This is a genomic window from Sphingobium sp. SYK-6, from assembly GCF_000283515.1.
GTDB classification, from domain to species: domain Bacteria; phylum Pseudomonadota; class Alphaproteobacteria; order Sphingomonadales; family Sphingomonadaceae; genus Sphingobium; species Sphingobium lignivorans.
The window spans coordinates 2,816,892-2,835,025 of record NC_015976.1; the positions used below are offsets into that span (position 1 = coordinate 2,816,892).

The window sequence follows — 18,134 nt, forward strand, 5'->3', positions numbered from 1 at the left end:
TCACGCAATCAGCGCCCCGCCGCCAAACGAGAAGAAGGACAGGAAAAAGCTCGACGCGGCAAAGGCGATCGACAGACCGAATACGATCTGGATCAGGCGCCGGAAGCCACCGCTGGTCTCGCCGAACGCGAGCGTCAGGCCGGTGACGATGATGATGATCACCGCGACGATCTTGGCGACCGGCCCTTGCACCGAATCCAGAATCTGCTGGAGCGGTTGCTCCCACGGCATTCCGGTGCCGGACGCAAAGGCGCGGGTCTTTATGGTCAGCGTCAGGCCGATCACGGCACCGACGAGGAAGGTGGAACGGCGATCAGGAATCTTCAAAGTGCGCATGTCATTCTCCTTGGGGTTGGATGGCAGGGGTGATGTCGAGAACGGCGTAGGCACCGTCGGGATCGAGGCCGGCGACGCGGGCAATCGTCTCAATGCGGCGGGCCAGGCCACGCCCGGCGATGAACACGATCAGGTCGATCGCCTCGGCGATCAGCCGGCGCGGCACGGTGACCACCGCCTCCTGCACGAGCTGTTCGATCCGATAGAGGGCGGAGGCGGCGCTGTTGGCATGGACGGTGGCGATCCCGCCGGGATGCCCGGTGCTCCAAGCTTTCAGCATGTCGAGGGCTTCGGGACCGCGAACCTCGCCGACGATGATGCGATCCGGCCGCAGCCGGAGCGTCGAGCGGACAAGGTCGGCCATCGTCACCGAGCCGGCACGGGTACGTAGCGCCACCACATCGGGCGCCGCGCATTGCAGCTCGCGCGTATCCTCGATCAGGATGACCCGCTCGTCGAGATGCGCCATCTCCGATAAGAGCGCATTGGCGAGTGTCGTCTTGCCCGAGGACGTGCCGCCGACGACGAGGATGTTCCTGCGATCGACGACGGCGCGGGACAGCAGCCGGGCGGATTCCGCCGGCATGATGCCGTCGCGCACATAATCGAGCAGCGTGTAGATGCGCGCGGCAGGCTTGCGGATCGAGAAGCAGGGCGCGGTCGATACCGGCGGCAGCAATCCTTCGAACCGCTCACCGGCGCCGTCACCGTGCGGCGGCAGCTCGGCCGAGACGATCGGCCGTTCGCCATGCACCTCGCTGCGGGCATGGCTGGCAACGAGCCGGATGATCCGCTCGACCTGCGCGGGATCGAGCCGCACGTCCGTATCGACCCGACCTTCGCCGAGAATATCAACACGCAGCGCGCCGTCGGGATTGACCATCACCTCGACCACGCGGGGATCTCCAAGGGCGGCGGCGATGGCTGACCCCATCGCCGTGCGCAGCATCGCGCGACGCCGGTCGACGGACAAAGCGGATGCCGCGGTCATGGCTGCACCTCGCCAGCGTCAGCGCCGCGCAATGTGTGCTTGCCAGCCGCGATCTGACGGCCGAGCTGGGCGATGAAACGCTCGAACCGTTCGTTGCCGGTCGCGAGCGCGGCGGTATCGGCTTCGGGGAGCGGCGCGGTTACGGTGAGCTGGTAGCGCACGAATAGCGCGAAGGCTTCGAGCACAACCTCGATATCGCGGCGGCACGATCCGATCTCGCGCGAGATGCGGTCGAGCCGGACCTTGAGCAAATCGTCGACTTCCCTGGTAGCCCTGCGGGCCAGCCAGGTGCCGAGTGCCTCATTGACGATGCGCGACTTGTTGCCGCCGGGGCGCAACGCCAGCGCTTCGAGCGCGTCGGCCAGCTCCCGGTCGATATAGAGGTTCTGCCGGATCTTCATGGATCAGAACCCTGGCAGCAGGTCCTGGGCCTGCCCCTGGTTTATCGCATGGCCGCGCACCAGCGAGGCACGGGCGCGATCCATCACGCGCTTGTCGACGGCGGCGTCCGTGTCGTCACGCTCGGTCTCGGGAAGATCGGACTGCCTCTCCGTCCCGGTCCGGTCTGTTTTCTCCTCAATACCGGGGTGGCGCTGCTGCTGGAGGCCGCCTTCGTCCTCGGCCGCACCGGCCTCGTCACTGGCAGCCCCGAGCCGCGCATCCGGCGTGCGGACGATACCAGCCCAATCGTCGGGACGGGCCTGCGGCCGGTCGACATAGGCGCCACGGGTCAGTTCGGGCGGCGGGGCGAGACGTGTTCGGAAGTTGCGATCTTCATAATAGCGCAGCTTCTTCGCGCGGATCGGTGCCAGGCCCGCAATCAGCACCAACTCTTCGGCCGGCGGAAGCTGCATGACCTCGCCCTGGGTCAGGAGCGGCCGGGCGGTCTCCTGCCGGCTGACCATGACGTGCGCGAGCCAGGGCGCGAGCCGGTGCCCGGCATAGTTACGCATCGCGCGCTGCTCGGTCGCCTGTCCCAGCGCATCGGAAATCCGCTTGGCTGTGCGCTCGTCATTGGTCGCGAAGGCGACGCGGACGTGGCAATTGTCGAGGATGGAATTGTGCTCGCCATAGGCTTTGTCCACCTGATTCAGGGACTGCGCGATCAGGAAAACGCGGACACCATAGCCAGCGAGAAACGCGAGACTGGTCTCGAAAAAGTCGAGCCGCCCCAGCGCCGGGAACTCGTCGAGCATCATCAGAAGCTGGTGCTTGCGGCTCCGGTTGCGGTCGGCGTCCAGTTTCTCGGTCAGGCGGCGGCCAATCTGGTTGAGCACCAGCCGGACCAGCGGTTTGGTGCGGCTGATGTCGGATGGCGGGATGACCAGATAGAGCGACACCGGTTGCGGCGCCTCGACGAGATCGGCGATCCGCCAGTCGCAGCGCGACGTGACCTCGGCTATGGTCGGATCGCGGTACAGCCCGAGGAACGAGATGGCGGTCGACAGCACGCCGCTGCGCTCGTTGTCGGACTTGTTGAGCACCTCGCGCGCGGCCGATGCGACGACGGGATGTACCCTCGGGGCATCCTTGCTGCCGAGATGATTGGTGGTCATCATCTGCCGGAGCGTGGCGGTAAACGGGCGCTGGGGATCTGACAGGAAGGTGGCGACGCGGGCGAGCGTCTTCTCTCCTTCGGCATAGAGGATGTGGAGGATCGCGCCGACCAGTAGCGAATGGCTCGTCTTCTCCCAATGCGAACGACGCTCGAGCGCGCCTTCCGGATCGACGAGAATGTCGGCGATGTTCTGGACGTCGCGGACCTCGTTCTCGCCGCGGCGGACCTCGAGCAGGGGATTATATTTGGCCGAGCGCGGGTCGGTGGGATTGAACAGCAGCACATGGCTGAAGCGCGACCGCCAGCCGGCGGTGAGCTGCCAGTTCTCGCCCTTGATGTCGTGGATGACCGCCGAGCCGGCCCAGCTCAGCAGCGTCGGAACAACAAGGCCGACACCTTTGCCGCTCCTCGTCGGCGCGAAGGCCATGACATGCTCCGGCCCGTTATGACGAAGATAGTGACCATCCAGGCGCCCGAGGAAGACGCCGGCATCACGGTGCAGGCCGGCACGCGCAATCTCGCCGGCTCTTGCCCAGCGCGCGGAGCCGTAGGTGGTGACGTTGCGCGACTGGCGAGCCCGCCAGAGCGAACCGGCGATCGCGGCGCCGCAGCCCAGGAAGCCGCTGGCGCCGGCAAGCGTGCCGGCCTTGTCGAAGACATGCGGCGCATAGGCATCGTAGTGATACCACCAGAGGAAGATTGCCCAGGGCCGATAGATCGGCATGCCGTCGATCACGAACCAGGCAGCGCCGAGCTGCGGCTGGTAGCCGAGCATCGCCGCGCACCATTGCGTCGATGCCCAGACGCCGGCGACGACGATCGCGAAGACGATGACAATCTGGCCGATCAGCAGCTTGGTTGGGGTCATATTCCAGCTCCGGGAAGGACGGTTGTCCTGACCGGGCAAGAATTCCATCCTCAGCCTGCGAGCGTTATCGCCTCGCTGCCGACAGGGGCCGCCTTTCTGCCGACAGCCGTTCAATCATGCGCGGTGATTGACTCGTTGTTCCATTTTTGTTCTCATGGTTGGCATGACTCGAGTCGATGACGATATGCTCTCGCTGCATCTCGAAATGGCCCTTTGTAGCGCAGTCCCTTCGTTGCTCGATAGCCTGACCGATTCCGACGGACGGCGGCGTCATGCCGCAGTCGGCGAGATTGTGCGGCAACTGTTGGAACGGTTGCACTTCTTTGACATCCGCGCCGAGCGCGATGAGACCGGGGTATCGGGGCAGCTGCTGCTCTTCCCTCCCGATATGAGGCCGCTAGGCTAGGTTCGGACATATCGGACATTATGGACAAAATGGATACTCATTCCTATATCCATTCGGGAAGGAGCGATGAACATGGCGACCCAATTGCACAATGCCGATACCCGCGCCGGATTGCGCCGGTTGGTGGCGAGCGAGGTGAATGAAGCGCTCACCCGACAGCCTGGCCTTGCCAAGTCCGCGGCCGCCAATACGGCGCAGATCGTCGCCGCCGTCGCCGCCGTCGTGGTCGCGCTACCCCCGGCGCAGCAGAAACGGCTGAAGAGCAAGAGCGCTGACGTCGCCGACATGATCGCCGCCCTGGCCCGGGAAGATGCGCCTGTCCGAATCGAGATTCCCGAGCCGACTAAGATTGAGCTCGGCAAGGGCAGCGGTATCGGCGAGTTGATCGACATCGAGGAGGGCCGGCGTCGGCTGGCCGCTTATGCGACCAGGGTTCCGCTCGAGGATTGGGCGGGGCCTGTCGCCGGATCGAGCGCGCTGAGCGATCAGGGCATTGCCCGCTCGACGCTCCATGACTGGCAGAAGCGTGGACAGGTCGTGGCGTTGCTTGCAGGCGCGCGTAAGCACGCCTTTCCGCTAGAGCAGTTCGTCGACGGCCGGCCCGTCGAAGGCATCGCCGATGTGCTCAAGGCCGTCGGCAATCCGCGCCGTGCCTGGCTGTGGCTGGTCCAGCAAAGCCCGTTGCTCGCCAACAAGCGGCCGATCGACCTGCTCAAGCAGGATCGCAGGGACGAGGTCGTGGAAGCGGCCTGGACGGTCTTCGAACATCCGTGACTTTCGACGCCGCAATCCTGCGGGAGCTGGCGGTCGGTATCGACGTGCCCGGCTATCTGCGGATCATCGAAGCGCGCCGTCGCGCCACGCCGATGGGCGTGGGGCATGGGAAGACGCGCTTCTCCAGCGCGACCAACGCGTTCACCGTGCTCTATGCCGCGCAGGATCTGCCGACCGCCATTGCCGAGAAGGTCATCCGCGATCGCTTTCAGGGCAAACAAGCGCGTGTGCTGCTCGGAGCCGATCTTGATGAGTTGGTGGTCACGAACCTGATTGCGTTGAAACCGCTCAAGCTGCTGGATCTTCGCACCAGCGGAGCGAGCCGGCTTGGCGTGCCTACTGATGCCATTCGCGGCCGGGCACAAAAGGCCGGTCGCAGGTTCAGCCAGCAACTCTATGACGCGACCGACTTCGACGGCGTCGTCTATATGTCCAGGATCACCAACGCCGAGTGCGTCGCGATCTACGATCGCGCTGCCGAGGTGAAGCTCGATCCGCGCTGTCCGGTCGAGGATTTGACGCGCCTTGCCGATCTCATACCCGCACTGACGTCACTGAACGTTCAGCTCCGGCATTGACGTAAGCGCAATCGCTATATGGCCGAAGGAGAGCAAAATGGATTTCGACACCATCGTCATAGCCCGACGTCTGCAGGACACCGGCGCAACGATCCGGGTTCAAACGACCGCGGCCGAAGGCGAGCGGCAATTTCGGTTCGATGCTTCCGATGCGATGGATTTCTTGACCCATCCTCGTGCTTGGACCGCGACTGGTCTAAGGACGCCTGCCGACGGCCGGCTCGGCGATGAAAGGTACGAAGGCGATCCCGACGACTGGATCGAAATCGAGTTCGGCGAGCCGGATCCAGCCATTACTCCCTTTCGTTGAACCTGTGCCGATCAGGAAATGCTCGGCCCACTCCGTTGACGCCCTAGCGACCAACTGATCCCACCGTCGCGCATGATGCCGGACACCGACTTGCCAACATGCGGCCCCAGCACCGGGCGCCAAGGGACCAATGTGAAATCCCGCGAGCGCTCGATCAGCGCATGCCGGCCGCTCACCAGCTCGACCGTGCGTGCGAACCGGCCCTCGATCCGCTCATGCTGCCCTGCCTCGGCGAACGGCAGGCCCAGCTCGTCGGAAAGCTGCCCGGCCACGCGCAGCAACTCGCGCCGCTGAAGCGCGGTGAGCATATCTGGCCGCGGCGTCCATTGTCCGTCCATCTCCTCGGCAAGCCCCTGCGCCATCAGCCATTGCCGCCGCCGCGCCTGCGCCTGAACGGCATCTTGCCCGAACGCGGCGTCGCGCAGCGGCTCCGGCGTGGGCGCGACCAGCTCGCGGTCGAGCCAGGTCGCCGCATCGGCGTCGACCAGTTTCTCCAGGGGCAGGTGCGAGAGTGTTTCCACCGCAATCGGCCGATCCCTGGCGCGCGCCGCTTCATAGGCGGCGGCGCGGTCGAGATGATCGGGCGCGATGATCCAGGCGCCGTCGGGCTCCCGCTCAACCGCCTTCGTCAGTCGCCGCATCGCCTCCAGCCGGCGCACATGACTTTCGGCGAACGCTTCGGTGGCGCTCGGATCGTGGCGAAGATGCGCATCAACCGTAAAACGCCCGCCATTGGCGGCAGCGACTTCAGCCACGGTGCGATCGGCAGCGCGGATGCCCGTTTCGACCGGCGTAATGCGAACGATCGCGCCGGTCGCATGAGCCTCGACATTTTCGCCCTTGCCGATCGCAACATAGTGCGAGCGTCCGTCGGCCGCCTCGACGATCAGGTAATGGCGATCGGCATGTTCATCGGACAGGCCGCGCTCGGCGATACGACCGACCAGCGGACGGGCACCCGGCGCGGTGGGATCGTAGATTGCCTGGTCGGCGATCGCCAGCGCCTGGCCGCGCGCGGCATAAGCACGCTGCATCGTGCGGATGATGTCGCCGCGCTCGCCCATGCGCCGGAGCGTGCCTGCGAGATCCGGCGCAAGCCGCCAATGGGCCGCGCCGAACTGCGTTGCCAGGCCCAGGCGCTCCAGCTTCTTCAGCCGGCCCATGCGGATGGCCTGATCGAAGGCGCCACGCGCGTCCGAGCTGACGAGGATATTGGCGTCGGCCTCGCGGATCAGCGCGCGGTCGATGCTGGTCAGTCGTTCCTGTCCGACCTCGGCGCGCAGTCGCTGCTCGATCGCGTCGTCAGTGCGCGGTCCCAGGTCGAGATCGACCAGCTCGCAGGCGCGCTCGCGCAGGCCGTGGCTGATATAGTCGCGGGCGATGACGAGATCGCGGCCGCGCTCGTCGATCCCGCGGACGATGATATGGGTGTGCGGGTGGCCCGTATTGTAATGATCGACCGCCACCCAATCGAGCTTCGTTCCGAGATCCTCCTCCATCCGGGTCATGAGACGCCGGGTGAGCGGCTTCAGATCCTCATAGTCCGCGCCGTCCTCGGGGCTGACGATGATGCGGAACTGGTGACGGTCGTCCCTGGCCTGGTCGAGCCAGGCGTTGCGATCGACCTTGTCGGTTTCGGCGCCATAGAGCTGGCCGCGATCGCCATCGCGGGTGGTGCCATCACGCTCGACATAGCGAAGATGCGCCTTGGCGACAGCGAAACCCTTGCCGCCCAGGGTGACCGGCCTGATCTTGACGATGACGCGGCGCTGGCGAAACGCGGCGAAGCGGTCGCGGCTGGCGAGCACGCGGCCGACCCCGGCGCCGCGCCCGATCCGGCTGCCGGTGAAGCCCGGCTTGCGCGACAGTCCCGGCGCGCCGCCGCGCGCGAGGTTGGCGGCGGCGATGACGCGGTGGAGAAACTTGCGCGGCGACCGCGACTTGCTACCGCCGCGGATGCGGCCCAGCCGAGGCTCGAACTCGTCTTCGGTGCTCATGGAAAGGGTGATCCGGCCAGCGAAAAGCCGACCATGCGCGCTGGCGAAATCCATGAAAACCGGTGCCGCTGAACATGGCGGAAATCCGCCATTTCTTGCCCAACCGGCACTGCCTTCGCACCGGCGGCACTGTTTTCCGCTCTAGAAAAACAATGTGCAGACAATAACTTATGGCATGGCGGCGGAGCCGGTAGTGCTGTAGCTTCTCTATCTTGCCTTACCCCTTCTGCTCCTGCTCCCCGCCCCTGCTGCCACTTCGTGCTCGATCACGTTCTCCGTGCAACGATCAAAATGGGGGAGCGACGCCCTTGCGGACATCGCTCCGGACCGGTCATTCCAGCGCTGCGTTTCCTGTTCCCAACGCGGCCTCGAGCCGCGCTTTCTCCGTCAGCGCCATCGCCAGTTCGGCCCTGATCTGAGCCTCCTCGACAGGGTTCGATATGGCTCCTAGCTCGGCGCGCAGCTCCTCGATCTGAGCTTCGATTGTCATGTCCGGTTCCTCGCTTTGCTGTGAAAGACGAGGCTGGCCGCTGGGTGGATCGGGTCGGGTCAGGAGATCGTGGCGCTGGGCGCCACGACCGCACGAGCGGCGATGGGGGTCACGATTTTCCTGGCGCCGCGCGACGCTGACGAAGGAGAGCCGACGCTGGTTCGCCAGGAAAATGGTGGGGCCCCGTCGTCTCTTGAGGCGGCCCGATCCAGCCTGCACACTGGGACGAACTGAGCAGACATCCCCTTTCCGGGTTGCGCCGCCCTATGGTCGCGCGCGGTCGGAAGCCGTGTTTAGATCGACAAAAATGCCATTGCCATTCGGCTGTCGGGGGGGCTGTCCAGTAGCCCTGCCCGCAGAGAAAAACAGCCTGTCGCCGGAAAGAATGCCAGGCGGCATGGCAGGCGAAAATGGCATCCGGGCAAGCACCGCGAGATAGGCCCGGGTCTCGCCCGGAAGCGGACGGCCCGTCCGAAGGTGCTCCGCATAGCGTGTTGGGCCGGCATTGTAGGCCCCAAACAGCCCCGGGTAGCCGAACCGATCATGCATCAGCCGCAGATAGGCCGCGCCCGCCAGGATGTTGTCGCGCGGATCATGAGGATCGGGCCCAAGCCCGAGCCGGCCGCGCATTTCCGCATAGGTGCCCGGCATGAGCTGCATCAGGCCCATCGCTCCGGCACGGCTGGTGATCGGTTGGCCATCGAGGGTCGTCCTTCCGCGGCTTTCGGCGCGCATGACGGCAATGATCCAGGCTTCCGGTAGGCCGAAGCGCTGTGAGGCTTCGGCGATGATCGGCTGCCATCTCGAGACCGGATCTTCAGCGACACGAGCGCTTGCCGGGGCCGCGACCAGCAGTGCCAGCGCGACCGCGATCGTCTTCAGCGCCGCCACAAAAGATGCGCCTTGCCGATGATGCCATCCGCTTGGGTCGGCCCGAAATAGCGCCCGTCGAATGACGCCGGGTTGTCCATCAGGAGGAGCAATGCGCCATCGCGCAAGGTGACGCAGCCGGTCCACCAGGGCATCGGACGACCACGCGCATCGGTGGTCAGACGCCGCGCAATTGTCCGATCGTTGACGCTCAACGCCGACCCGGATGCGCAGACCCTGTCGCCCGGCGCGGCGGCGACGCGCTTCACCAGCGGTACATTGAAGGGGATGTAGCGGCGCTCCGCACCAAGCCGGCGCGCGGTCTCGGGTGGCCAGGCGATCACCATATCGCCGGTCCGAATTCGCTCGGGCGCGGTCACGGCATAGAGGCCGACCGGCGCGCTGGCCGATGTATTCCAGACCAGTAGCTGGCGCGGCGGCAGCGCGATCGTTGCGGCGAGACATGCGACCCCGATCCCGAGGATCGCTGCGCGATGGCGGAGCGTGCGGCGGCGCTGCCTGGCGTCCCGCAGCGCATCGCCCCAGCGGGAAAGCCCGCGCCCGCTCATCGCCGGCCTCCGTTGCGCGAGGCCTCGGACCAGGCGATGAGATCGTCGATATGGTAGAGGACATAGCGCGCGTGGCGGCGGAAGGCGGGACCTTCTCCGCGCCGGCGCATGCGCTCCAGTGTGCGCATCGACAGGCCGAGAAAGTGTCCGGCCTGGGCGGTGTTGAGAAACGGATTGCTGGTGCGCGCACGCTCGGCGCGCGTCATATCATCATCGTCCATGTCGGGCTCCGTTCCGGGCGGCGCCGTGCTGGTCTGGGGGCGGCCCGGTACGGCGTACTTCGCCTGCCGACGGCGATGGTGGGAGTGTCGAATCCGCCAGAGGCGAATTCGACACTCCTTTGGCCGGTCAGCGCGACCAGATGAGCTTGTGCTCGCCTTCGTCGCTCTGGGTGAGCGTCGCATAGATCGGGGCCGGGAAGGACGGATCGTCGAGCTTGAGGCTCAGATATTCGAGGCCGGTTTCGCGCGCCGCCTTGGTCCAGCCCGCGCCGAATTCGACGCCGTTGGCGTTGACGCGGTGGTCGGGCGCCTTGTCATGCTCGCGCTCGCAGGGCCGGATCGTGGCCTTGACGCGCAGGGTCAGGGTGCGGATTTCGCCGGTGTAGATGCCGTTCTCGCCGCGGATGAAGCTGCCAATCTGTGCCATGTCGTCATTCCTTTTCAGTCTCGACGCCGCCCGATTGCGGCCTCGATGCGGTTGTCGGGCCGCAGGCCGGACGGCGCGCACCCGCAGGGCCGAAGCGGAAGCGGAGGACGGCGGGAGGCGGGCTTCTTGCCGCGCGAGGAAGGCGTGGCACACGCCGGGGAAGAAGCCCGTCGGTTCGCCGTTGCGCGATGAAGGACGGACAGCGGCAAACCGCTCAATCGAACAGGCCGCCGGCAGCGCAGACCGAAAAGTCGGGCGACAATGAAACGGGAATGCGTCAGCCCCGATGGGACGGCCTACGCCCGAAACCAGCGCCTGTGGTCCCCCTGCCGCCCGTTGCCCGCCCGCCGCGACGCTCCTACAAGCGGCGGACGGAGGGGGAACGATGACGGTACTGGATCAGGTGCGGGGATTGGTCGAGCGGCTGGCGCCGACACCGATCTGCGACGACTGCATCACCGGCAAGCTCGGCCTTTCGGTGCGCCAGCATGCCAATCACAAGACACGCGAGCTGGCTGGCAGTGCGGGGTTCGAGCGCCGCAAGGATGTCTGCTCAATCTGCGGCGAGACACGAATCGTGATCCGCCGCGCGCGGAAATAGCATGCCGATCAGGCTGTCTTTTCCGGTCGGTGCGTTTGCCCTGCCGCTGACCGCGCCATTGGAGCACCTGTCACCGGTCGGATTGCTGATGTAACCGATGGCGATACCTTCCAGCTGGAGAGCGGCGAACGCATCCGGATCGGCGGTATCCATGCGCCGGAACTGCATCAATGCCAGGCGGCAAGAACAGCGGCAAGCGGTCGATCTGGTCCAACGGCAAGCACACGCGCGCAGACTGAGCCTGTAAAGCCGCAATATCAGAAATATGTCGCAACCGGTTTCCGCCGCATCGTCGAGGATGACCCGGACCTGCCCGTTCCCTGAAACGAAATGCCGCGCGCCGACGCCCGTCAGGGCCGAGGCGAGCGGCGAAATTTTCAACCAGCCGGAAAGAAGAGCGGACGGCGGAAAACCGCCGCCCGCATCGAGATCAGGCCGCGAGCGCCATCGGCTCGGCCTCGGCTTCGCCCGCAAGCATCGCCCGCGCCGCTTCGACCCTGGCATGGGCGGCGACGGTGGCGACGCCGCCGCGCGCGGTATAGGCGGCGGGGGGGAAGGCCATCCATTTCGGCACCCAGCGTTCGACCCTGGTCCTCCCATCCTTGCCGTCGAGATGATCGCGGACGATGCGCTTCAGGGTCATGGTCGTCTCGTCCGCATTGGCGCTGGCGACCTGCTCGCCCGCCATTTCGGCGACGATCTGGCCGAGCACTTCCTTATCACGGATCAGCTCGAACAAAGCCGCGTCGGCCTGCCACCAGTCGGCCATATCGACGGTCAGACAGGCGCCGACCGCATCGACGGCGGCGCTGCCGACTGCCAGCGTTTCGCCCATGACAAGGACGATGACCTCCATCAGCGCCGGGTCGGACAGGTTGAGCAGGCGCAGGAACAGGCTCGCCACGCCATAATCGTCGCCATTGCCGCCGGTCACGGTCGCTTCCTCGGGCGAGAAACCGAGCAGCGCGAACACGGCGCGGCGATGCTCGTCGAAGCGGGTTTCGGCAAGGCAGGTTTCGACGGACTCGCGCACCGCATCGTTGCGAGCGGTCTGCGGGTCGGGCTTCACGCTCCACAGGTGCGAGCCGACGATGGCATGGGCGACCATGAGACGCAGCGCGACCGCCGGATGGCTAAGGAGAGCGGCCCGCACCGCCGCATGGCGATGGAGATGGACATAGGCGGCGAGGGTGCTGGTGAGTTCGGCGCGCACCGGCTTCGTCCCGCTCGCGGGGGTCGCGCCCGTTTCAGCGCGGCGGGCTTCCTTGCGCGTGAGATAGCCCTCATGGAACACCACCTCGCCATTGGCGCGCAGGGCAATATAGACGCGCCCGCCCTTGCGCTTCTGCGCGCGTTCATGCTCCCAGGTCTGGAAATGCTCGCCGGGCGGCACGATCACGACATCGCTCCAGCCATTTTCCAGATAGGCGGCCTTCTTGGTCTCGATCGCCGCATTCTGTGCGGTCCAGAAAGCATCAGCGTCCGCGAAATAGCGGTCCTCGCCGAAAAGATCGCCGGTGATCGGCCCCTTGAAGCTGTCCACGTCGAACAGGGCGTGCCTGACCGGGATCGCCTGTCCTCCGAACAGCCATGCCTTCACCTGATGCCCGGTCGGCGCCCGGGCTTGCGGATCGTCGATCAGCGCCAGCCATGCCTTTTGCTGGCTCTCTCTGGCAAGGGTCAGGTGGCGGACAGTGGCCGCATCGATCTTCTCCCTGCGGTAGAGATCGCGGATACGCGGGAGCAGATTGCCAAGGGCGAGGACGCGCCGGACCGTCAACTCGGGCAGCCCGAAGGTCTCCGAAATGTCGGCCACGTCGCGGCCTTCCCTGACCAGCCGGGCGAAGCTCTCCCACTGGGTCACCTCGTCGGGGTCGAGCCGCGCCATGTTCTCGATCATCGAGGCTTCGATGGCGGCGGCATCATCGCCGTCCCCGAGAATGGCGCAGGGCAAAGGCCCGTGGTCGATGCCTTCGGCGCGGGCAATGCCATCGGCGGTCCAGCGCCGCGCGCCTGCGACGATGCCGCAACGGCCTTCGTCATTGGCGGGCTTGACCAGCAGCGGCAGTATGATGCCGCGCTTGCGGACAGTGGCGATGATGTCGCTCACGTCCAGGGCGCGTCTGCCGTAGCGCATATTTGTCTTGTCGATGAACAGCTTGTCATGATCGATGAAGTCGAGTTTCATGGGACTACTCCTTTTGAGTGCCGGTCCCGTTGATCTTGCCGGATGGCGGGACCGGCTTTCTGATCGGCGGCGAACGGCCGCCCGCGTCATCCGCCGTTGCCGGTCGGAAGCTCGGAAGCGCCGCGCGCTGCGCGGCGGAGCAGCGATTCGGCTTGGAGGATCGAACCGGCGCGGCGCGCCCATTCGGCCCAGACCGACAGCGGCCGGTCCGTCCCGAACGCGATGTCGCGTTCGATGCGCAGGCCGTACGGCAGGCGGACGCTGGCGATTTCGGACAGGCTGAACACCCCGAGCCCGGGGCAGCCGAACCCGAGATCGGCAAGGCCGAACAGGGTGTCGCCATCCTCGTAAAGCTCGGTCGCCAGCCATGTGGCCGCGCCCAGGGGATTGAACAATTTGACCAGGGGCAGCGGATCGTGGCCGGGCAGATTGATGTTGCCGGCGTTGGCCTGCAGGGCGGCGCGAAGCCCGGGCGTGAGGAGGATCATGCCGCGATCCTCCCTCCGACGCGCGCATCCTGCGCTTCGCGATGCCGGGTCAGCAGCCAGTCGGCGGCCTTGCTTGCCTGACTGGCGGCGCGGAAGATCGCCCGGCTGTCCTCCTGGCAAACCTCAAGCCATGACGCGAGGTAGTCGGCATGGCGGACGGTCGGCACGATGCCCAGCGCGGCGCACAGGAAGGCCGATCCCATTTCGGCGACCAGTTCCTCGCGGGCATAGTCGTTCGATCCGAAGGCGCCGGTCAGGTTGCGATTGAGCCGCCTGGCGTGGCCGGTGGCATGGGTCAGTTCGTGCAGGCAGGTGCGGTAATAATTGATCTGCTCGAAGAAAGCGGGCTGCGGGGGCACCTGTACGAAGTCATGGGCGGGCACATAGAAGGCGCGATCGCCGCCGATGCGAAAATCCACGCCGCTGGCCGCGATCACCTCTTCCGCAACCGGCACGATCTCGCGCGCGGGAAGCCGCACCGGATCAGGCATGAGACCGGGCCGCAGCCCCTCGCACTGCGCGACATTGAAGACGGTGAAGCGTCTGAGGAACGGGATCGCCCGGGCCTCGTCGCCGCGTTCCCGCGCGCGCTCGGCCTCGGCTTCGGGGACGAAGCGGTCGGCATAGACAACGGTCGTTCCGCGCTCGCCCTTGCGGACCGCACCGCCCGCTTGCGAAGCCTGACGGAAGGTGAGCCAGCCTTGTGAGGGCCAGCCCCGCTCGATGACCGCGCCCCACAGGATCAGGATATTGATGCCGGAATAAGCGCGGCGGGTCAGCGCGTTCATCGGCAGACCGGGAACGGGCGAACCGTCCCCGACCTTTCCCCACGGCTGTACCCAGGGGAAGCGGCCCGCCTCCAGTTCGGCGACGATGCGGGCGGTGACGGTCTGGTAGAGATCGGCGCGCGGCGAGGAGCCCTGTTCGCGTTCCTGTTTCCCGGCTTTGCCCCGCACACGGGCGTTGGATTGGCGCATGACGTTTCCTCCTTCGCCACCCAAAATGCGCTTGGCCTCCCCGGAAAGCGGGGGTGGGCGGCGAGATGCGGACGGAAAGGGCCGGCAGGCGACGGCGGCACCCGAAGGGGCGCAATGCAATGGAGCACCCGGCGCGAAGCGCAGGGTTGCAAGCCGGCGACCGCCGGCCCTAGCCGGGAGCGCTGCCCACTCCCGCGCCACCGGGAGAGGCTCCAGGCAACGCCGTCGCGCCGATGAGGCGCGGCGACTGCATTACGATCGTGACCGTCAGGCCGTGACCTGCAGGGGCCCGGCGGAGGCCGGCGGCAACGCCCCGGCCGGAGTAGAGCGCGGTCGCGCGTATGGGCGAGGCGCTATCGACCTTTTGGCCACCGACAGTCGACGCTCTTTCCGGACCGCCAGGCGATCCCGAAGCCGCTGACGAGGGCGAGTTCCATATCTTCCTTGCAGGGCTGATCGTCGATGACGATCAGCTTCGCGGGATTCCCCTTCGCGCGCTGATGAAAATCGAGAAGCTGCCCGATCGCGGCCCGAATAGCGAACCGGACCGTTGCCGGTTCCGTCGGCGTGATCCCGGCCAGGACCGGACCTTGCGTTGCATCCCGAAAGCGCACATCGACGCGGTCGGGCCTGGCATGGACGCCTGTGTCGCCAGCCGCCTTAAGGAAAGTCTCGAAATCCTGTTGCAGCAGATGATGCCCGGGCGAGATGACCAGCTCATGTTCCTGCATATGGCGAACCATCGGGTCGGTGGCGGTCGATGCCGGGCGGCGCCCTTCGTTCTATGGCGGCCGTGCGCTCTGGACGCCTTTGTTGCGGACGGGGTCGAAATCAGGCGTGGACTGCCAGGCACTCACGGAGTGATCCGGTGAGAGCGCGCGCTGAACAATCGACAGCGCCTGATCGGACGGGACAAACGACTATGCCGGCGATGGCGTGAAGGTGACCGCCCTGTTCGATACGGTGTGTGAGGGTCATTTCGGCCCGGCATCAAAAGGACAGGAGCAGACCGGACCTGAGCGCGGGCTATCGTCCTGGCGCGCCCGCAGCGCGCTAAGGCAGGAGCAGATGCCGATATTCACCGCTGGCCATCCGCCGCGCTTCGGCCACACGACGACGCACGCGGGAAAGGAGAAAGTCCGAGCGGCCACCCCATTCCTCGCGAACACGCCTGATGCCAAACAGCGCAATGGCGACATCCCGATAGGAGGCGCCGTCCGCCAGTGCGTCGGAGACGCGCAGGGCTTCCAGCCGCTGTGCCATCCGGGGGAGACGTGGAAAGAGAGAAGGATCGAAGCCGTCGTCGCGTTGGAGAGCGAGTAACTGGCGAAGTGCGCGAAGACGGGGCTCAAGGCCGGTAAAGCCGGACAGCTGATAGTGCAGCCTGACCTGCCTGGACGCGCATATTGAACCTTCGATCACATCGAGCCGGACACGGTGCCACCCATTCGACAGGGCAAGATATTCGCGGCCATCGTCGTCGCGGGCAAGGGTTGCCTGATGGCCGAGCCGGGTCAGATCAAGCGCTTCGGGGTCGTCAGGGGCAGTCGGCTCGGCGCGCACCCGCAGCACGTGCGGGTCAAAAGCGGCACGCCAGAGCAGCCGTGCGGCGGGCGCCGGACGATCTGGACATTCCGCGAAAGTGGAGCCCCCACGGCCGTGCCGACGCATCTGCCTGCAAAGGAAATACCTGCGTTCCGGGGGCCGAAGTCCCTCCAAAACCGTGCCAGGACGCCACATAGCCCGGATCGCGGCGCAACCATTCCCAGGCGAGGCCGGCACGATCGATGCCCTCCAGCGCGCAATAAGGCGCGCCGGAGCGCCAGTCAGGGCGATGATCAGCCCCGCGCTCCGCCGGCATGAAAGGAACAGCCGTACCGGGAACGAAAGCAAATATATTTGCACAGTCGCAACGGGCTACATAGCATTCCGCACTTGCCGAACGATCTGCCGCGCCGACTGAGAATCGGTGTCTGCAGACTCTTGAATGCTGTCACGGGAGCATCGCAGCCTGGGGCGTCTCCCGCATCGATGTGGCGCATGCTATGTTGCTGACCAGGATCGCCCGGGAGTTTGCAGATGCGGTGGATGAGGCGCAGACGGCCGAGGCGCTGGCCACGATATTGCACGATGTGGCGCGCGAAATGGGGTTTCACTATTTCGCGCTGACCCACCATGTGGACGTTCCTCTCGCGCCGCAACCGGCAATCAGGCTGCACAATTATCCTGCAGCATGGGTCGACTATTTTGACGCGCACCATCTGGGACTGTCCGATCCCGTGCATCGGGCAAGCCAGCAGACCAACGTTGGCTTTTCCTGGTCGCGACTGGCCGGGATGATCGAACTGACGGCGCGCGACCGCGACATTCTCGAGCGCTCGCAGCGTGCCGGTATCGGCGAAGGATTTACGGTGCCGGCGCATGTCCCGGGCGAATCCGCGGGCTCCTGTTCTTTCGCCGTTGCAGCGGGGCAGCCATTGCGGGAAGAACGGCTCCCGCTCATCCAGCTTGTCGGGGCGATCGCATTCGAAGGCGCGCGCAGGGTCTCGGCCCTGCGCATGCCGGCACCCGCCCGGCCGCGGCTCACCGACCGGCAGCGGGACTGCGTCTACTGGGCCGCGCGCGGCAAATCCGACTGGGAGATCGCGAAGATACTTGGCATCAGTCATGAAACGGTGATCCAGCATCTCAAGCAGGCGCGCGAGCGCTATGGTGTCGGCAAGCGGGCGCAACTGACGGTGCATGCGCTGTTCGACGGAACGCTGACCTTCGTCGATGTGCTGCGGCGTTGATATCCCCATTTCTGGGGAATGGTCCTGGCGGGCAGCCGGGCGGATGATCGGGGCCTTTCACGAGGCAGGGAGCTCCGGTCATGCTCTTTACGGTCAGTGCGGGCAGCAGCAGCGAGGACGCGGCGATGCGCGCGATGTTCGAGGCGCGCAAGCGCGTGTTTGTCGACCTTCTCGGATGGGACCTTCCCATTCTCGACGGGCGCTATGAAGTCGACCAGTTCGATGATGTCCATGCGCGCTACCTGATCCTCACCGACGGCGAGGGGCGGCATCGGGCATCGGCGCGGCTGCTGCCGACCACACGGCCGCATATCCTCGACAGCCTGTTCGGTACGCTGTGCGAGGAAGCGCCACCGCGCGGGGAGGATATTCTCGAGATCACCCGGTTCTGCCTCGACCGCGGCCTCAACGCCGCGCGGCGGCGGCAGGCACGCGATACGCTGGTCACGGCACTTGTCGATCACGCGCTGAAAACGGGGATTTCGATGTATACGGGTGTGGCCGAGATCGGCTGGCTGCAGCAGATCCTGGCCTTCGGCTGGCGCTGCCGGCCGCTCGGGCTGCCGCAGAGGATCGACGGCATGATGCTGGGCGCGCTTCGCATCGACATCACGCGCGATACGCCGGCGCTGCTGGCACGGGCGGGTATTCGCAGCGAGCAACCCGAAACGAGGCGGGAGGCGGCGTGATGCA

At 66.0% G+C, this 18,134-nt stretch carries 24 protein-coding genes; 8 read left to right on the plus strand and 16 right to left on the minus strand.

What is annotated here, in order from left to right:
- From SLG_RS12915 to SLG_RS12930, 4 genes are read right to left on the minus strand one after another with little or no spacing between them, the layout of a single operon-like run.
- Positions 1–336, minus strand: a complete 336-nt coding sequence (locus SLG_RS12915) for a TrbC/VirB2 family protein (RefSeq protein ID WP_014076924.1) — start codon at positions 334–336, stop codon at positions 1–3.
- Between the two features lies 1 nt (position 337).
- On the minus strand, positions 338–1,327 hold the full coding sequence (gene trbB, locus SLG_RS12920) for a P-type conjugative transfer ATPase TrbB (protein ID WP_014076925.1): 990 nt from the start codon (positions 1,325–1,327) through the stop codon (positions 338–340).
- The gene (locus SLG_RS12925) at positions 1,324–1,728 is read right to left on the minus strand and encodes a hypothetical protein (RefSeq protein ID WP_014076926.1); all 405 of its coding nucleotides are present in this window, start codon (positions 1,726–1,728) and stop codon (positions 1,324–1,326) included. Before SLG_RS12925 ends, trbB begins: the two co-directional genes overlap by 4 nt.
- A 3-nt stretch (positions 1,729–1,731) precedes the next feature.
- Complete coding sequence (locus SLG_RS12930) at positions 1,732–3,753, minus strand: conjugal transfer protein TraG (RefSeq protein WP_014076927.1); 2,022 nt, start codon at positions 3,751–3,753, stop codon at positions 1,732–1,734.
- A gap of 163 nt (positions 3,754–3,916) precedes the next feature.
- Between SLG_RS12930 and SLG_RS12935 the strand changes: the two genes are divergently transcribed.
- From SLG_RS12935 to SLG_RS12950, 4 genes are all read left to right on the plus strand, one after another.
- Positions 3,917–4,159: a hypothetical protein gene (locus SLG_RS12935; RefSeq protein WP_148276583.1), complete on the plus strand. Its 243-nt coding sequence runs from the start codon at positions 3,917–3,919 to the stop codon at positions 4,157–4,159.
- 72 nt (positions 4,160–4,231) lie between these two features.
- Positions 4,232–4,933, plus strand: coding sequence for an antitoxin Xre/MbcA/ParS-like domain-containing protein (locus SLG_RS12940; RefSeq protein ID WP_041393299.1), 702 nt, complete (start codon positions 4,232–4,234; stop codon positions 4,931–4,933).
- A complete protein-coding gene (locus SLG_RS12945) occupies positions 4,930–5,511 on the plus strand; it encodes an RES family NAD+ phosphorylase (RefSeq protein ID WP_014076930.1) in 582 nt (193 codons plus the stop codon). The genes SLG_RS12940 and SLG_RS12945 overlap by 4 nt, the downstream gene beginning before the upstream one ends.
- A gap of 37 nt (positions 5,512–5,548) precedes the next feature.
- Positions 5,549–5,821, plus strand: coding sequence for a hypothetical protein (locus tag SLG_RS12950; protein WP_014076931.1), 273 nt, complete (start codon positions 5,549–5,551; stop codon positions 5,819–5,821).
- Positions 5,822–5,832: 11 nt separating this feature from the next.
- Here the strand turns inward: SLG_RS12950 and rlxS are convergent, their stop codons facing one another.
- The 6 genes from rlxS to SLG_RS12975 all read right to left on the minus strand — a co-directional run bounded on the left by rlxS (position 5,833) and on the right by SLG_RS12975 (position 10,395).
- The gene (gene rlxS / locus SLG_RS12955; RefSeq protein WP_014076932.1) at positions 5,833–7,872 is read right to left on the minus strand and encodes a relaxase/mobilization nuclease RlxS; all 2,040 of its coding nucleotides are present in this window, start codon (positions 7,870–7,872) and stop codon (positions 5,833–5,835) included.
- A 277-nt stretch (positions 7,873–8,149) separates the two neighbouring features.
- Positions 8,150–8,308 carry a hypothetical protein gene (locus SLG_RS21935; RefSeq protein ID WP_014076933.1) on the minus strand — a complete coding sequence of 53 codons (159 nt, stop codon included), beginning with the start codon at positions 8,306–8,308 and terminating at the stop codon, positions 8,150–8,152.
- 264 nt (positions 8,309–8,572) lie between these two features.
- Positions 8,573–9,199 carry a lytic transglycosylase domain-containing protein gene (locus SLG_RS22205; protein WP_014076934.1) on the minus strand — a complete coding sequence of 209 codons (627 nt, stop codon included), beginning with the start codon at positions 9,197–9,199 and terminating at the stop codon, positions 8,573–8,575.
- Entirely contained in the window at positions 9,187–9,747 is a 561-nt protein-coding gene (locus SLG_RS22210) for a S26 family signal peptidase (protein WP_014076935.1), read from the minus strand. The genes SLG_RS22205 and SLG_RS22210 overlap by 13 nt, the downstream gene beginning before the upstream one ends.
- Positions 9,744–9,968, minus strand: a complete 225-nt coding sequence (locus tag SLG_RS12970) for a helix-turn-helix domain-containing protein (RefSeq protein WP_014076936.1) — start codon at positions 9,966–9,968, stop codon at positions 9,744–9,746. The genes SLG_RS22210 and SLG_RS12970 overlap by 4 nt, the downstream gene beginning before the upstream one ends.
- Positions 9,969–10,095: 127 nt before the next feature.
- On the minus strand, positions 10,096–10,395 hold the full coding sequence (locus tag SLG_RS12975) for a DUF736 domain-containing protein (protein WP_014076937.1): 300 nt from the start codon (positions 10,393–10,395) through the stop codon (positions 10,096–10,098).
- A gap of 385 nt (positions 10,396–10,780) precedes the next feature.
- Here SLG_RS12975 and SLG_RS12980 point away from each other — a divergent pair, with 385 nt between their 5' ends.
- Positions 10,781–10,996 carry a hypothetical protein gene (locus SLG_RS12980; protein WP_041392015.1) on the plus strand — a complete coding sequence of 72 codons (216 nt, stop codon included), beginning with the start codon at positions 10,781–10,783 and terminating at the stop codon, positions 10,994–10,996.
- On the opposite strand, the gene SLG_RS21760 is transcribed toward SLG_RS12980, so the two are convergent.
- From SLG_RS21760 to SLG_RS12995, 4 genes are all read right to left on the minus strand, one after another.
- Positions 10,949–11,470: a hypothetical protein gene (locus tag SLG_RS21760; RefSeq protein ID WP_158512718.1), complete on the minus strand. Its 522-nt coding sequence runs from the start codon at positions 11,468–11,470 to the stop codon at positions 10,949–10,951. The two genes, SLG_RS12980 and SLG_RS21760, sit on opposite strands and share 48 nt — an antisense overlap.
- On the minus strand, positions 11,427–13,184 hold the full coding sequence (locus SLG_RS12985; RefSeq protein WP_014076939.1) for a ParB/RepB/Spo0J family partition protein: 1,758 nt from the start codon (positions 13,182–13,184) through the stop codon (positions 11,427–11,429). Before SLG_RS12985 ends, SLG_RS21760 begins: the two co-directional genes overlap by 44 nt.
- Positions 13,185–13,270: 86 nt before the next feature.
- Positions 13,271–13,672: a DUF2958 domain-containing protein gene (locus tag SLG_RS12990; RefSeq protein ID WP_014076940.1), complete on the minus strand. Its 402-nt coding sequence runs from the start codon at positions 13,670–13,672 to the stop codon at positions 13,271–13,273.
- The gene (locus tag SLG_RS12995; protein WP_014076941.1) at positions 13,669–14,649 is read right to left on the minus strand and encodes an ArdC family protein; all 981 of its coding nucleotides are present in this window, start codon (positions 14,647–14,649) and stop codon (positions 13,669–13,671) included. Before SLG_RS12995 ends, SLG_RS12990 begins: the two co-directional genes overlap by 4 nt.
- A 500-nt stretch (positions 14,650–15,149) precedes the next feature.
- Here SLG_RS12995 and SLG_RS21420 point away from each other — a divergent pair, with 500 nt between their 5' ends.
- Positions 15,150–15,521 (plus strand): hypothetical protein, encoded by a 372-nt coding sequence (locus SLG_RS21420; RefSeq protein WP_148276585.1) that lies wholly within the window; start codon positions 15,150–15,152, stop codon positions 15,519–15,521.
- Positions 15,522–15,702: 181 nt separating this feature from the next.
- Here SLG_RS21420 and SLG_RS21765 read toward each other — a convergent pair whose 3' ends face one another.
- A complete protein-coding gene (locus SLG_RS21765; RefSeq protein ID WP_158512719.1) occupies positions 15,703–16,212 on the minus strand; it encodes a DNA -binding domain-containing protein in 510 nt (169 codons plus the stop codon).
- A gap of 16 nt (positions 16,213–16,228) precedes the next feature.
- Positions 16,229–16,510 carry a transcriptional regulator domain-containing protein gene (locus SLG_RS22485; protein WP_221414700.1) on the minus strand — a complete coding sequence of 94 codons (282 nt, stop codon included), beginning with the start codon at positions 16,508–16,510 and terminating at the stop codon, positions 16,229–16,231.
- A 184-nt stretch (positions 16,511–16,694) separates the two neighbouring features.
- Between SLG_RS22485 and SLG_RS13010 the strand changes: the two genes are divergently transcribed.
- Both SLG_RS13010 and SLG_RS13015 read left to right on the plus strand, forming a co-directional pair.
- A complete protein-coding gene (locus SLG_RS13010) occupies positions 16,695–17,441 on the plus strand; it encodes a LuxR family transcriptional regulator (RefSeq protein ID WP_014076944.1) in 747 nt (248 codons plus the stop codon).
- Between the two features lie 80 nt (positions 17,442–17,521).
- Positions 17,522–18,130, plus strand: a complete 609-nt coding sequence (locus SLG_RS13015) for an acyl-homoserine-lactone synthase (protein WP_014076945.1) — start codon at positions 17,522–17,524, stop codon at positions 18,128–18,130.
- Positions 18,131–18,134: the final 4 nt, after the last annotated feature.

Coding starts and splice junctions, on each gene's coding strand:
- SLG_RS12930 (WP_014076927.1), bottom strand. CDS start 3,753: ATGACCCCAACCAAGCTGCTGATCGGCCAGATTGTCATCGTCTTCGCG.
- SLG_RS12940 (WP_041393299.1), top strand. CDS start 4,232: ATGGCGACCCAATTGCACAATGCCGATACCCGCGCCGGATTGCGCCGG.
- SLG_RS12975 (WP_014076937.1), bottom strand. CDS start 10,395: ATGGCACAGATTGGCAGCTTCATCCGCGGCGAGAACGGCATCTACACC.
- SLG_RS13010 (WP_014076944.1), top strand. CDS start 16,695: ATGTTGCTGACCAGGATCGCCCGGGAGTTTGCAGATGCGGTGGATGAG.
- SLG_RS21935 (WP_014076933.1), bottom strand. CDS start 8,308: ATGACAATCGAAGCTCAGATCGAGGAGCTGCGCGCCGAGCTAGGAGCC.
- trbB (WP_014076925.1), bottom strand. CDS start 1,327: ATGACCGCGGCATCCGCTTTGTCCGTCGACCGGCGTCGCGCGATGCTG.
- SLG_RS12980 (WP_041392015.1), top strand. CDS start 10,781: ATGACGGTACTGGATCAGGTGCGGGGATTGGTCGAGCGGCTGGCGCCG.
- SLG_RS12995 (WP_014076941.1), bottom strand. CDS start 14,649: ATGCGCCAATCCAACGCCCGTGTGCGGGGCAAAGCCGGGAAACAGGAA.
- SLG_RS12985 (WP_014076939.1), bottom strand. CDS start 13,184: ATGAAACTCGACTTCATCGATCATGACAAGCTGTTCATCGACAAGACA.
- SLG_RS22485 (WP_221414700.1), bottom strand. CDS start 16,510: ATGCCGGCGGAGCGCGGGGCTGATCATCGCCCTGACTGGCGCTCCGGC.
- SLG_RS12935 (WP_148276583.1), top strand. CDS start 3,917: ATGACTCGAGTCGATGACGATATGCTCTCGCTGCATCTCGAAATGGCC.
- rlxS (WP_014076932.1), bottom strand. CDS start 7,872: ATGGATTTCGCCAGCGCGCATGGTCGGCTTTTCGCTGGCCGGATCACC.
- SLG_RS12950 (WP_014076931.1), top strand. CDS start 5,549: ATGGATTTCGACACCATCGTCATAGCCCGACGTCTGCAGGACACCGGC.
- SLG_RS12970 (WP_014076936.1), bottom strand. CDS start 9,968: ATGGACGATGATGATATGACGCGCGCCGAGCGTGCGCGCACCAGCAAT.
- SLG_RS22210 (WP_014076935.1), bottom strand. CDS start 9,747: ATGAGCGGGCGCGGGCTTTCCCGCTGGGGCGATGCGCTGCGGGACGCC.
- SLG_RS12925 (WP_014076926.1), bottom strand. CDS start 1,728: ATGAAGATCCGGCAGAACCTCTATATCGACCGGGAGCTGGCCGACGCG.
- SLG_RS21420 (WP_148276585.1), top strand. CDS start 15,150: ATGAAAATCGAGAAGCTGCCCGATCGCGGCCCGAATAGCGAACCGGAC.
- SLG_RS12990 (WP_014076940.1), bottom strand. CDS start 13,672: ATGATCCTCCTCACGCCCGGGCTTCGCGCCGCCCTGCAGGCCAACGCC.
- SLG_RS12915 (WP_014076924.1), bottom strand. CDS start 336: ATGCGCACTTTGAAGATTCCTGATCGCCGTTCCACCTTCCTCGTCGGT.
- SLG_RS13015 (WP_014076945.1), top strand. CDS start 17,522: ATGCTCTTTACGGTCAGTGCGGGCAGCAGCAGCGAGGACGCGGCGATG.